13 protein-coding genes and 1 pseudogene are annotated in these 12,771 nt (G+C 44.3%); 2 read left to right on the top strand and 12 right to left on the bottom strand.

Translation table 11 applies throughout. The features are described 5' to 3' along the window. Both Q4Q52_RS06025 and Q4Q52_RS06030 read left to right on the top strand, forming a co-directional pair. Positions 1-1,263, top strand: a pseudogene (locus Q4Q52_RS06025) (flagellar hook-length control protein FliK); the annotation flags it as partial. 42 nt (positions 1,264-1,305) lie between these two features. Continuing rightward, on the top strand, positions 1,306-1,614 hold the full coding sequence (locus Q4Q52_RS06030) for an EscU/YscU/HrcU family type III secretion system export apparatus switch protein (protein WP_311897805.1): 309 nt from the start codon (positions 1,306-1,308) through the stop codon (positions 1,612-1,614). Between the two features lie 69 nt (positions 1,615-1,683). On the opposite strand, the gene Q4Q52_RS06035 is transcribed toward Q4Q52_RS06030, so the two are convergent. The 12 genes from Q4Q52_RS06035 to flhF form a co-directional block, all read right to left on the bottom strand. Continuing rightward, positions 1,684-2,082: a DUF2802 domain-containing protein gene (locus tag Q4Q52_RS06035; RefSeq protein ID WP_006082379.1), complete on the bottom strand. Its 399-nt coding sequence runs from the start codon at positions 2,080-2,082 to the stop codon at positions 1,684-1,686. Positions 2,083-2,310: 228 nt separating this feature from the next. Continuing rightward, on the bottom strand, positions 2,311-2,805 hold the full coding sequence (locus tag Q4Q52_RS06040; RefSeq protein WP_006082380.1) for a chemotaxis protein CheW: 495 nt from the start codon (positions 2,803-2,805) through the stop codon (positions 2,311-2,313). Positions 2,806-2,812: 7 nt separating this feature from the next. Further along, positions 2,813-3,820: a chemotaxis protein CheW gene (locus Q4Q52_RS06045; protein WP_311897806.1), complete on the bottom strand. Its 1,008-nt coding sequence runs from the start codon at positions 3,818-3,820 to the stop codon at positions 2,813-2,815. Continuing rightward, complete coding sequence (locus Q4Q52_RS06050; RefSeq protein WP_220590720.1) at positions 3,804-4,595, bottom strand: ParA family protein; 792 nt, start codon at positions 4,593-4,595, stop codon at positions 3,804-3,806. Before Q4Q52_RS06050 ends, Q4Q52_RS06045 begins: the two co-directional genes overlap by 17 nt. Before the next feature lie 66 nt (positions 4,596-4,661). Then, complete coding sequence (locus tag Q4Q52_RS06055; RefSeq protein ID WP_311990194.1) at positions 4,662-5,201, bottom strand: membrane anchored protein in chemotaxis locus; 540 nt, start codon at positions 5,199-5,201, stop codon at positions 4,662-4,664. A gap of 13 nt (positions 5,202-5,214) precedes the next feature. Beyond that, entirely contained in the window at positions 5,215-6,342 is a 1,128-nt protein-coding gene (locus Q4Q52_RS06060) for a chemotaxis response regulator protein-glutamate methylesterase (RefSeq protein ID WP_311990098.1), read from the bottom strand. A gap of 20 nt (positions 6,343-6,362) precedes the next feature. After that, the gene (locus Q4Q52_RS06065; RefSeq protein WP_311990099.1) at positions 6,363-8,594 is read right to left on the bottom strand and encodes a chemotaxis protein CheA; all 2,232 of its coding nucleotides are present in this window, start codon (positions 8,592-8,594) and stop codon (positions 6,363-6,365) included. 15 nt (positions 8,595-8,609) lie between these two features. Beyond that, positions 8,610-9,347, bottom strand: coding sequence for a protein phosphatase CheZ (locus tag Q4Q52_RS06070; protein ID WP_106651064.1), 738 nt, complete (start codon positions 9,345-9,347; stop codon positions 8,610-8,612). 13 nt (positions 9,348-9,360) lie between these two features. Then, on the bottom strand, positions 9,361-9,744 hold the full coding sequence (gene cheY, locus Q4Q52_RS06075; protein WP_007649667.1) for a chemotaxis response regulator CheY: 384 nt from the start codon (positions 9,742-9,744) through the stop codon (positions 9,361-9,363). Positions 9,745-9,791: 47 nt separating this feature from the next. Continuing rightward, positions 9,792-10,505 (bottom strand): RNA polymerase sigma factor FliA, encoded by a 714-nt coding sequence (locus Q4Q52_RS06080; RefSeq protein ID WP_028761175.1) that lies wholly within the window; start codon positions 10,503-10,505, stop codon positions 9,792-9,794. Then, positions 10,498-11,379 (bottom strand): MinD/ParA family protein, encoded by an 882-nt coding sequence (locus tag Q4Q52_RS06085; protein ID WP_006082389.1) that lies wholly within the window; start codon positions 11,377-11,379, stop codon positions 10,498-10,500. Before Q4Q52_RS06085 ends, Q4Q52_RS06080 begins: the two co-directional genes overlap by 8 nt. A 4-nt stretch (positions 11,380-11,383) precedes the next feature. Further along, the gene (flhF, locus tag Q4Q52_RS06090; RefSeq protein ID WP_220590723.1) at positions 11,384-12,766 is read right to left on the bottom strand and encodes a flagellar biosynthesis protein FlhF; all 1,383 of its coding nucleotides are present in this window, start codon (positions 12,764-12,766) and stop codon (positions 11,384-11,386) included. Positions 12,767-12,771: the final 5 nt, after the last annotated feature.

Consider the following 12,771-nt stretch of genomic DNA (forward strand, 5'->3'; position numbering starts at 1 on the left):
AAAACAACAGATGCAATGCCTGTCAAAGTAACAATGTCAACGATACTGAGCACCCGAGATTCAAGTCAGGTACTCGCTACGCCATCCGTTCTGAGTCATTCATCGCCATCACAAGCAATTCAACCTAGCTCTTCGACTGCGACTTTCGAGCAAATAACAAGGAATTCATCCTCATTGGATGCTGGACTTGTAAAGAAATCGGCTGATACCTCGCATCAAGACCCTAAAACGAATAATAACCAGATAATACAAAACCCTAAGAGGTTGGCTCCAACGCCTACGCTTGCCAATGTAATCACTAGTACTAATATTGGTGCTCAAAGTGCTGAAGCGGTGGAAGTAGTGCCTACTGTGAGTCAAAAAAATATTTTAGGGCTCAATACGCAAAAAAATGATCTACATGGCAATGACACAAAAACCGACAACCCTATGAAGGTGGCTGATGTTTTGCAAAAAGCGTTTAATAAAGCGGGGGCACTTCCTATTGAGTTGTCCCGTTCTAACAACAGCTCAAATTTAGCATCAGAGTTGTTAAAGCACTTACCGCATATAGGATTACCGCCACTCAGTCAGTTAAATGATTTAGATGAGCTCAAGGCCAATATCCTCGGGCTAACGAGTCTTAACCTTGCCACACCTCTGTCAAATCAAGCCTCAATGTTCATGAATGCCAGTGCGATTACCTCACTATTTCAACTACTACTAGGCTTTAAGGCTAATAATAGTTCGAATTCAATGAGTAAGAAATTGGCCGATTATCTTGAGCAACTGCAAGCCAAAGTCGGCTTTTCCACTAAACAACTTGGCCAACTAAGTAAAGCTGGCGGTCTTGATAGCATGGGGAAATTGGCCTCAAACTTACATTTGTACCAACAGGCAAGCAATGAGAATGCAGGCAATTTAGTCTGGTTCTTTGCCCTGCCCTATGGCATTAATCAACGCCACGAGCAATTGGAAGGTAAATTTGAGCAAGAAGTTGATTCAGATGATCCAGAGAAAAAAGCGGGATGGCGTTTACAGCTCAAGTTTAATTTAGCACAAGGTCCACTGCTGATTGCAGCTCAGCAGCACAATCAACAGTTAGATATCCAGTTTAAAGGCAATAGCCAAATGCTACTCAATAAGGTCAATAACTTTTTAACGCCCTTAAGCCAAAAACTATCACAGCTTGGGTTTACGCCAGGCGAGATCACGACACAAATAGCGCAAGTACCAGCAACCTTATTACCTGGTGATCATTTCCTCGTCAAGACGAAGGCTTAGCTAGGGTAGGATACTAAATTTGAATACTTTAGGAATAACCCAATGAGCGAAGAGAGAGAACCTAAACAAGCTGTCGCGCTGAGCTATGATGGTCATAACGCGCCTAAAATTGTGGCAACAGGTGAAGGGCTTATCGCAGAAGAGATTATTGCTTTAGCCAAGGCTAACGGTGTGTATATCCATCAAGATCCCCATCTAAGCCATTTTCTACAGTTGTTAGAGCTAGGAGAGGAAATTCCTAAGGAGCTTTATCTGCTTATCGCCGAACTGATCGCATTTGTGTATATGCTCGACGGTAAGTTTCCCGAGCAATGGAATAATATGCATCAAAAAATTGTTGAGAAGGCATAAAATAAAAAAGCCAATTTAAAGAAATTAGCTTTTAGTGTTCAATAGGCAATAACTATCAATCTTTTGCGATCACTTGCGATGAAGTCGGATCAATAACTCGGCTTCCGCTTTGGGTAGTTCGCATTCTTTAATCAACTCATCCACACCAGCGCCAAGCGCCACCATTTTCATGGCTCGAGTATAAAGCTTTGCCTGTGGGTCCTGTTGAGTTGTCTCTTCTATCCGTTCCGACTGTTGAAGTAGGCGTTTTTCTAACTCAATCACACGACGACCGACTCCGATAGTGCCACTGCGCAACTCTTGCAACTCACGCTTAAATGACTCTCGCTGACGATCACCTTCTTTGACTAAGACGGTTAACGCTTCGACCTTGCTTCTTAGTTTGCTCAATTGTTTTTGTAAAAAGAGTACTAATCCTAAGCATGCGATGACATAGACTAACGCTGCGATCAAAAATTCATCGCCCATTAAAAATCCTTATACTCACTCATAGCCATAAATTAGCAGGCATTCCAACTGAGTTATCTATTCCAAAGTGCTGTACATAAATGACTCAATATCATTAGCCATTGTTCAAACCGCGATAAAATACTTTATCTATCCATAAATCGTAAAGACTTAGAATCATCGATTTATTCGCAAATACACAAAATAGCTGAATGAATTAATATCATTCAGCCTTATCTCGCTAATTGATTAAATCTGAGTCAATTCGGCCCATTCTTCATCGGATAATAACTTGTCGAGATCGACTAAGATGAGTAATTCATTGTCGCGATTACTCACACCTTGAATGAATTTAGCACTCTCTTCCGTTCCGACATTTGGTGCATTGTCGATTTCTGAGCGGCGTAAATAAACCACTTCGGCAACACTATCAACTAAGATGCCAATGACTTGCTTTTCAGCTTCGATGATAACGATTCGAGTTGAGTCATCAACTTCGGCAGACTGCAATCCAAAACGTGAGCGGGTATCAATAACTGTGACAACGTTACCACGTAAGTTAATGATGCCTAATACGTAATAAGGCGCACCGGGCACGGGAGCGATTTCAGTGTAACGCAATACTTCCTGCACTTGCATTACGTTGATGCCGTAAGTTTCATGGTCTAACTTAAAGGTAACCCATTGTAATACTGCATCATCTTTACTTGCAGCGACTGCTGCTACATTTCTTGTATCTTTCATGTTTACCTCAACCAATTGAGTCCTGACAACCTAAACCCGCATTAAGCATTTCAACTAAGGCTTGTACGTGCAAAATGCCACACATCTGCTCTTTCACTACACCCGCTAACCAAGGGCGTTTACCCGCTTGACTACGCCAGTTGACTTGCGATTTATTAATTTTTACCGCATTGACTAAGGACTCACAAGTTAATCCCCAGTTACTGCCTTCTAGTAGTACAAGATATTGATAATTTACCGATTGCGCCAGTTTATCTGAATATTTTTCTGGCATAACCCACGCACAAGTGTCGACAATATTTAATTGCTCTTCCCTATGCGTTTGTACACCGAGAAACCATGCGGGTCTGCCAAAGATATGGTTTATCCGCTCAATTTTAACTATTCCGCCTAAACTGACCAAAGGCACAGCCAATGTCAGCCCTGCTACTTTAAAGAATAGTACCTGAAACTCATCATCGAGCACTTCTTGCAAATCTTTTGTCACACTAGGAGGCGTAATACCGACTTGTGTTTCTGGCACAACCACTGGCTCAACGACTTCTTCAGCAATTATTTCATCATTAACTGGCTCTTCAATAGCAGGCTGTGCTTGTGGTACTTCCACCACGGGTTGAACATCAACAGCAGGCGTAACTTCGACAAAAGATGGTGTCGGTTCTACTGTTTTAGCCTTAAGTACAGGCGCCAGCAATTTTTCTAGCGCTTGCTTATCCACTTGAGAAGCAATCTTACTTACAGGTGCAACAAACTCATGTTGTCTTGGCGTCGCTTTTGGTTGTAGCTGTACCGTTGGCGTTATCGCCCTCTCATGAGCTTGTGATGCAGCCGTACGACCATTTTCAGCCAAGATTGCTGCATCAAGTAATGCCGCCTCCGTCTGATTAGTGGCAACATTTTGATTTGAGTCAGCTTTTACTATGCTTTGAGGAGAAACTGCCTGACTTGGAGCGTCGTCTTCCTGCAGCAATAATGCGAAAAAATCAAAAACAGTTTCATCAACCGATTTTGACATGGCCAAACTCCCCAACTAATAAAAAATCTAATAATCTTTCATAGGCTTTTACACCACGACATCCACTCGCATAATGCGATGCAGGTAAATGTGCCAAACTGGCATCTCTAAACTTAGTATCGACTGGAATCACGTCCTTCCATAGGGTTTCAGTGTATTCTGTGCCCAGCACTTGCAAAGCAGCGGGTGATGCCTTAGTACGTTTATCGTACATGGTTGGCACGACAGTATAGCTGTAACGCGTCTTTTTAGATCGCCCCATCAACTCCATCGTTTTTATCATCCGCTCTAGCCCTTTAATGGCAAGAAACTCAGTCTGCACGGGAATAATAATATGCTGACTTGCCGCAAGGGCATTGACCATTAAAACACCAAGTACGGGTGGACAATCAACGATAGCCACATCATATTCATCAGCAACTAACGCTAATAAATTACGTAAAACTAACCCCATCCCCTCTTGATGACCTAAGGCTCTGTCTAATGTTGCCAATGCCATAGTGGCCGGCAACAAGTCGAGACCATCGACTAAGGTTGGTACTACATGGGATAAAACGAGTTCTTTAGAGAGGCTTTTATGGGCCAGAAACACATCAAATAAAGAGCCAGGAACCTCTTCAGAATCAATGCCTAAATAATAACCTAGCGAAGCGTGTGGATCGGTGTCAATCATAAGCACACGCTTGCCACGCTTAGCTAAGATTCCCGCTAAACTCGCAACCGTCGTGGTTTTGCCTACACCACCTTTTTGATTCGCTATGGTCCAGACTTTCAAGAAGTGACCCCCACATAAATTGATTCAATGCTAATAAATGAGAATATTTAACACGCATTCCAAAGGTTATTGCTCTTCTCTCGTCGTAACTCGGATACCACCATTGGGTAAACTAATCACTTTAACTCCATCGGCATTTTCAGAAATCACCACTGGCAGCATCTGTGCATTTTTCGGTTCAATTGACTGATTAGGTTCAATAGGCGAAGTCGCAGTCTCGACATTCTTATTTGGCGTCTGGAGCAGCGTAGGAACTAAAGGTTGCTGATTAGCGTTATCCTTCGTCGTATCCACCCCAGAATTCTGCTTATTCAGCAAAGGCGGAACACTAATCTGGGTAGATTCAGGACCAATTGTCACAGCCTTTTGTTCACCAGGAGTAGCCAATTGCAGCATAGCTTTAGTTTGATCAGGATGAGACGCTAACCAAGCAGCAATTGCTTCAGCTTGTTCATCAGGGACCATTAACAGTACCTGAGTCGATTCCAAACGATTTATCTCTTCTCTCAACAAACTATTTTTATGCCGATAATCGAGACTCAAGGCGCCAAGACACAAAATAGCAATCGCCATCAGCAAAATGATGAGCACACTATTCGTGCTCATCGGATGCAGACTCTTAGACACGAACAGACTCTTTTAAAATGCATTCAGCCATGTTGTCTAACGCAATCGACTGAGTGGCAATACCAGCACTAGCGACAGCCTGCGGCATGCCATAAACCACACAACTGGCTTCATCCTGCGCCCAAATGGTCGCACCGACTGCTTTCAACATGCGGGCACCTTCTCTGCCATCCGCGCCCATACCAGTTAGCACAACGGCAAGGACGTCACCGCTAAAGGCTTTGGATGCAGAAGCAAAGGTGATATCAACGCAAGGCTTATAGTTCATGTCTGCACTGCCAGCAATGACCTTTAATCGACCACTTGCGCCAGTACGTTCAACCATCATTTGCATTCCGCCTGGCGCTAAATACGCACAACCTGGTCTAAGAAGATCGCCATTCGCGGCTTCTTTTACTTCAATCTTACATAAACCATTCAAACGACTTGCAAATGCTGGCGTAAAAGCTGCTGGCATATGCTGGATTAATAAAATCGGATGCGGATAGTTTGCCGGGAATTGGGTAAGAATTTTTTGCAAGGCAACTGGACCACCAGTAGATGTGCCGATCAGCAGTATTTTATACTGCTTACCGCTTGCACGAATCGACGCTGCTGTTGAGGTCCTCACAGGAGCCGTGGCTGGAGTATGCGCCGCTATACTCGTTGTCCCTAAAACGCTACTTGTTGGACGCACGCTAGATGTTGAAGCGACGACAGGACGTGCAATAGGACGAAACATTCTGCGGCGTCCCAATGCCTTAACTCTCTGCTGCAACAATAAAATAGCATCATCTTTATTGGTAGCAATGTCTTCAAAACGTTTAGGTAGAAAATCTAACGCACCAGCATCTAAAGCATCTAACGTTGCTTTAGCGCCATCATGGGTTAAAGAAGAAAACATCAAGATCGGAGTAGGACATTTAGCCATGATCTCACGGACGGCAGTAATGCCATCCATCACGGGCATCTCAATATCCATAGTGATAACTTGAGGATTAAGCTCAGTAGCCATCTTCACCGCTTCGGCCCCATTTGAGGCCGTCGCGATAACTTCCAGTTCAGGATCTTGATTGACTATTTCACTAACACGTCGTCTGAAAAAACTTGAGTCATCAACGACTAATACTTTAATGGCCATTCCATTCCTTAGCTTGGAAACTAATTCTTACTTTTCGCATAATGCTTTAACAATCCAGGGACATCTAAGATCAGTGCGATACCGCCATCCGATGTAATCGTCGCGCCAGCCATCCCAGGAGTGCCATGTAACATAGCACCAAGGGGTTTAATCACCACCTCTTCTTGGCCTATTAGGGCATCGACCACAAAACCAATTTGCATCATACCTAATTGTACAATCACCACATGACCATGCTTTTTATCGCCATGTTTAAAGGTGGTTTTGTTTCTATGTAGCCAGTGCTCCAAATAGAACAAAGGCACAGCCTTGTTACGCACTATGACAGTGAGTTGTCCGTCGACGATATTGGTCTTAGTGAGATCGAGATGGAATATCTCGTTCACGCTAGACAGAGGTAATGCAAACACTTGTTTAGCGACATCAACCATTAAGGTCGGCATAATCGCCAGCGTTAACGGTACTTTAATCTCAAGTATCGTGCCCTTACCTTTCATAGAATCAATATGCACTGTGCCGTTAAGCTGAGTGATACGGGTTTTTACCACGTCCATCCCAACGCCACGACCAGAAATATCTGAAATCTCGACCTTAGTCGAAAAACCGGGCGCAAAAATCAAATTATAAGCTTCGCTGTCAGTCATTCGCGAAGCTGAATCTTCATCGAGCACACCGCGCGTTATCGCGATTTTTTTCAGTTTTTCAGGGTCCATACCTGCGCCATCGTCTTCGATTTTCAGCAGTATATGGTCACCTTCCTGACTTGCAGATAAGGTAATAGTACCCGTTCTCGGCTTGCCATTGGCTTCACGCTCGTTTGGCATTTCAATACCGTGATCCACAGAGTTACGCACTAAGTGGACGAGTGGATCGGCAAGCGCTTCAACTAAGTTTTTATCTAGGTCGGTTTCTTCACCGACCATGATCAAATCAATTTCTTTATTGAGCGTACGCGCAAGATCACGTACTACCCGAGGGAAACGACCAAACACTTTCTTGATCGGTTGCATACGGGTTTTCATCACAGCGCCCTGTAAATCGGCTGTCACGAGATCTAAATTCGCAAGGGCTTTAGACATTTCCTCATCATCACGACTGATGCCTAAGCTCACTAATCGATTACGCACTAATACTAACTCACCGACCATATTCATGATTTGGTCGAGTCGTGCAGTATCAACACGAACCGTGGTTTCACCTTGAGGCACATTTGCTGAACTTGCTTTAGCAGGTGCTTTCTCTACAACCGCGATGTCTACTTTCGGTTTTGCGGCAACAACGGGGGCTGGCGCTGCAACTTTCGCAGGCTCAGGAGTCACTGCGGCTTTAGGTGCAGCTGCCACAGCTGGCGTGACTGGCGACGCTTTTACGTCAGCTTTCGCAGGTGCTCCGCCTTTACCATGGAGTTCATCAAGTAATCTTTCAAACTCATCATCGGTAATTTCATCGGCATCGACTATAGGTTGAGGCGTAGGTGCGGCGACAACCTTTGGTTTAGCCGGCACTTCTGCCTCGACTTTAAACTTGCCAGAACCGTGAAGTTCATCAAGCAATGCTTCAAACTCGTCATCAGTGATGTCATCGCCCGATGCAGGAGACGCTTTAACTGGCGCAGCTGGCTTAGCGACAACAGGATCAGAGACCACGGCGGTAGCCGCCGCAGGACCTTTTCCTGAGCCATGAAGCGCATCTAATAAAGCTTCAAATTCAGCGTCGTTGATATCATCAATACTTGAAGATGAGCTATGACTTATCTCTATAGGGATGTCTTGTGGGACGGGAGTTTCAACAATGGTTTCAACGACAGGCTCAGGTTCGACAATTTCGACCACCTCTGCAGACGCAACTTCAGATGGCAATGGCGCACCTGAACTCAGCATTTTAAGCCTAGCCAACAAACCCGAATCGGCAGGATCTTGCTGCTCGCCCTGCTGCGTTTGAGCAAACATGGTATTAATTGCATCAACAGCCTGCAAAATAATATCCATCAGCTCTGCATTGACGCTACGTTTACCAGTCCGTAATAAATCGAAGGTATTTTCAGCCTCATGACACACATCGACCATGGGAGTTAAGCTAAGAAAGCCTGCGCCACCTTTAACGGTGTGGAACCCTCTAAAAATGGCGTTTAGCAAGTTAGTGTCATCAGGATTATTTTCAAGCGCAACGAGTTGCTCTTGCAGAAGCTCTAAAATTTCACCGGCTTCGATTAAAAAGTCCTGGAGTATCTCTTCATCTACATCAAAGGCCATCAAATTGACTCCCAGTTAGAAACCCAGACTCGATAGAAGATCATCCACTTCGTCTTGACCCGTTACTACATCTTGACGAAGCTCGGCATTCATTATCGGCCCTTCCGCTTCAATATTATTTTTCTGAGCAATCTGACTTTCAATCATAGGCTGCTCACCAAATACCGTCAGCATAGAAACCAGATTACTTTCTACTTCCATAACCAGATCAATAACACGACGTATCATTTGTCCTGTTAAGTCTTGAAAATCTTGCGCCATCAATATTTGATTTAACAATTCACGCAGTCGAGTCGAGTCATTTGAACTACGGGACATAAGATCTTGGACATCGTGGCAAAGAACCTTAAACTCGCTGAGTTCTATTTCCCGGCGCATTAATTTGTCCCAAGATGGCATGACTTTTTGAATATTTACCGTTACGGCATTGGCCAAAGGTAAACATTCTTCTACCGCATCCATGGTTTTATTTGCCGCTTGTTCAGTCATGTCAATAACGTAATTTAAACGTTGTTTGGCATCGGGAATTTCTGTATTGGCTAATTCAGCTAGACGATTATCAACTTGAAAATCCATTAAAGCGCTATGAAGTTGCCGAGTTAATTTCCCTACCTCTTCAAATAATTCTCGTTGCAGTGGAGCAGCAAGCTCCCGAAATAAATCATCTGCCTGACGTTGCTCACCGACACTTAATAATTCAACCAAGTGCTGAGCTTGTTCGAGCGTGATGAGCCCTGATGTTTGTGACTTCATAGCTCATCCTTGCTCAAGCGAGTCGTTCGAATATTTTATCTAGCTTCTCTTTCAGCGTTGCAGCGGTAAAAGGCTTAACCACATATCCATTCACTCCCGCTTGAGCGGCAGCGATAATCTGTTCACGTTTTGCTTCAGCTGTCACCATTAATACGGGTAAATGCTTTAGCGAATCATCTGCGCGAATTGCTTTTAACAGATCGATGCCTTGCATACCGGGCATATTCCAATCTGTAACAACAAAATCAAAATCCCCCTTTTGCAACATCGGCAGGGCTGTTGAGCCATCGTCTGCTTCTTGGGTATTGTTAAACCCCAAGTCTCGCAACAAGTTCTTGATGATACGCCTCATTGTCGAAAAATCGTCAACAATGAGAATCTTCATATTCTTGTCCAAGGTTTCCTCCGGTGAGCTGACATTCTGTGCTCGATTAATAATTATACTTATGTCCAGTGCTTGAGTTTAGCTTTCAATCGCAACATTGCCTGACTTAATATCTGGCTAACACGCGATTCACTGACCTCAAGAATGGCGCCAATCTCTTTTAAATTCAATGCTTCATCGTAGTACAGGGATAACACTAATGCATCTCTTTCAGGCAATAATTTAATTGCCTCAACCAGCGCAGAATGAAATTGGTTCTCAGCTAATGCTTCAAATGAGTCATCATCGGACCGATCACTCACTGTAAGTATATCCTGAGATACGCCTAAGTCTTCTATCCCTATGATTTTTCCGACAGAAACATCGTTAAGAATATGATGGTACTCATCGAGCGTCATATCAAGTTTTTCTGCAATTTCTGTGTCGCGTGCATCACGGCCCAGTTCTTGCTCTAACTCATCAATAGCATGTGCAACCTTGCGGTTATTACGATGAACGGAACGAGGCACCCAATCACCACGGCGAATTTCATCTAACATCGCCCCTCGTATACGTATGCCGGCGAAGGTTTCAAATTTCGCACCCTTGCCACCATCAAACTTGGATGATGCTTCTAATAAACCCATCATCCCAGCTTGGAGTAAATCATCTAGCTGCACTGAGGCAGGTAATCTGGCGAGTAAATGATGCGCAATTCTTTTAACCAACGGAGCATACTGTTCAACGATCGACGATTTATTGTCTAAACAAGTATACGCAGCGGCTTTATTCACTCGTTTTTTCCTCTTGAAAATCTGGTCGTTGCACTAAACGCTCAACGAAAAACTCCAAATGCCCACCAGGTTGCTGCGGTACAGGCCAGCTCAGAATTTTATTTGCCAATCCTTGATACGCAATCGCCGCTGGTGATTTAGGATAAGCTTCAACTACCAGTTTTTGCTTACGAACTGATTTACGTAAGTTTTCGTCAAATGGAATAGTTGCAACTAATTCAAGGGCGACATCTAAAAATCTGTCGGTCACTTTACTGAGTTTAGCAAATAATTCCATACCTTCGCGTAAACTACGCACCATATTGGCAACTATTTTAAAACGGAACACGCCATGCTCACGGCTGAGGATTTTTATCAGGGCGTAGGCATCAGTTATCGATGTGGGTTCATCACAAACAACGACCAGCACATCCTGCGATGCACGTGAGAAACTGAGCACCATATCTGAAATCCCAGCAGCAGTATCTACGACTAGAATATCAAACTGAGTCCGCATCTCACTGAAAGCGCGAATTAACCCTGCATGCTGCGCTGGGCTTAATTCCACCATCCCTTGCGTCCCTGAAGTGGCTGGCACTATGCCAATTCCCTTAGGGCCGCGAACGATAATATCGTCAAGCTCTGCATCACCAGAGAGAACATGGGAGAGGTTACGCTCGGCACGAATACCCAGCATGACATCGACGTTTGCTAAGCCAAGGTCAGCATCAAGTACCAAGACACGCTTGCCTTTTTCGGCTAATGCCACAGCTGTATTAATGGAAACGCTGGTTTTGCCAACGCCACCTTTACCACCTGTGACCGCGATTACTTTCACTTTTTCGTTATAGGGTTGATTCATCATACGTAAACCACTTGCTTGATCCAGGGTCATAAATCTACTCAAATGCACAGGCCATATTATCTGACCACGCTGTGTCTTGTAATGATTGTTGTTCTGTACTATCTAACGCTGCGAGTGCCTGTTGGGCTAAATCTAAGGTATCCGCAACTTTCATATCTTCAGGAACTCTTTGCCCATCAGTAACATAACTTAATGGTAATCCGTTTTGGATCAACACACTTAATGCCCCTGCTAACGACACAGATTCATCGAGTTTTGTAAGAACGACACCAGATAGGGGAATGCGTTTAAAATGATTGACTGCATCTTGCAATACACGGCGCTGTCCTGTCGCAGACAGTACCAGATAACTGCGGATAGGTATCCTGCTATTTGCAGTTAAATTATCAAGTTGCTGGTAAAGACGCATATCTCGCTGTCCCATGCCAGCCGTATCTATCAATACTAGCTTGCGATTTCTAAACTGATAAAGAATTTGCTCTAATTCATTCAGATCATGAGCTTGCTTTACAGGGCAGCCCATTATTTTGCCATAGGTTGCTAATTGCTCATAGGCTCCGATGCGATAATGGTCTGTCGTTATCAAAGCAACATGCTCTGCACCATGATGAGCTGCAAAACGGGCCGCAAGTTTAGCTAATGACGTGGTTTTGCCGACACCGGTTGGGCCAACTAAGGCCACCACACCGCCCTGCTTAACAATGTCATCACCTTGATTATCAAGCAAGTTAGCGAGACTTTGAGGTAAAGCTCTGACTAATTCTGCAGGCGTATAATGTTGGCTCAGCGCCGCTAATTTATTGGCAACCGCTGGGGAAAATTCTGCCTCAAGTAACTTGGCTTCGAGCATAGCTCCGACAGGGTCGATACGTTTTTTATGTTCTGTCATCAAAGAGGACACTTGATGTGTTAACAAATTACGCAATGAAGCTAGCTCATCACGCATTGCCTCAATATCGGCATTTTGTTTCTGTGATGTTTGTGGCTTCTTATCAAAAGCAGCAGGCGCTTCGCGACGCTCTACTTTGGCAGTAGCCGGCGCTTGTAAGCCCTTAGCCCATGCAGGTAAATCTGCATCAACTTGCTGATGCGACATCTGTTGATTCAAACGACTTTGCTGCTTCTCTAACAAGGCTTGTAATGAGTCAGCAGGTGCCGCAGGCTTTGCACGGGTTTCTACTCGTATAGGCTGCTTAGCCCCTAGGGATACGAGGTCGTCACTCACGTCCATAAAGGTTGGCGCTGGCGCAGTAGCTGCGGTTTTTGCTTTAGGCTCATCATAGTCAACGGCAGCGACAATTTCGATGCCACCATTCACTTTCTTATTTGACATAATGACGGCATCTGAGCCGAGTGTTTCTTTCACTTGGGCCAGTGCGGCGCGCATGTCTTTGGCAAAAAATCGTTTAATCTTCACTTATG

The organism is Shewanella sp. SP1S2-4, assembly GCF_031932075.1.
GTDB lineage: Bacteria > Pseudomonadota > Gammaproteobacteria > Enterobacterales > Shewanellaceae > Shewanella > Shewanella baltica.

Bases quoted from the DNA above. Each gene is read 5' to 3' on its own strand.
- Q4Q52_RS06085 (WP_006082389.1), bottom strand. From the start codon at position 11,379: ATGACCCTGGATCAAGCAAGTGGTTTACGTATGATGAATCAACCCTAT.
- Q4Q52_RS06035 (WP_006082379.1), bottom strand. From the start codon at position 2,082: ATGGGCGATGAATTTTTGATCGCAGCGTTAGTCTATGTCATCGCATGC.
- Q4Q52_RS06040 (WP_006082380.1), bottom strand. From the start codon at position 2,805: ATGAAAGATACAAGAAATGTAGCAGCAGTCGCTGCAAGTAAAGATGAT.
- Q4Q52_RS06055 (WP_311990194.1), bottom strand. From the start codon at position 5,201: ATGAGCACGAATAGTGTGCTCATCATTTTGCTGATGGCGATTGCTATT.
- Q4Q52_RS06030 (WP_311897805.1), top strand. From the start codon at position 1,306: ATGAGCGAAGAGAGAGAACCTAAACAAGCTGTCGCGCTGAGCTATGAT.
- Q4Q52_RS06065 (WP_311990099.1), bottom strand. From the start codon at position 8,594: ATGGCCTTTGATGTAGATGAAGAGATACTCCAGGACTTTTTAATCGAA.
- Q4Q52_RS06045 (WP_311897806.1), bottom strand. From the start codon at position 3,820: ATGTCAAAATCGGTTGATGAAACTGTTTTTGATTTTTTCGCATTATTG.
- Q4Q52_RS06060 (WP_311990098.1), bottom strand. From the start codon at position 6,342: ATGGCCATTAAAGTATTAGTCGTTGATGACTCAAGTTTTTTCAGACGA.
- Q4Q52_RS06070 (WP_106651064.1), bottom strand. From the start codon at position 9,347: ATGAAGTCACAAACATCAGGGCTCATCACGCTCGAACAAGCTCAGCAC.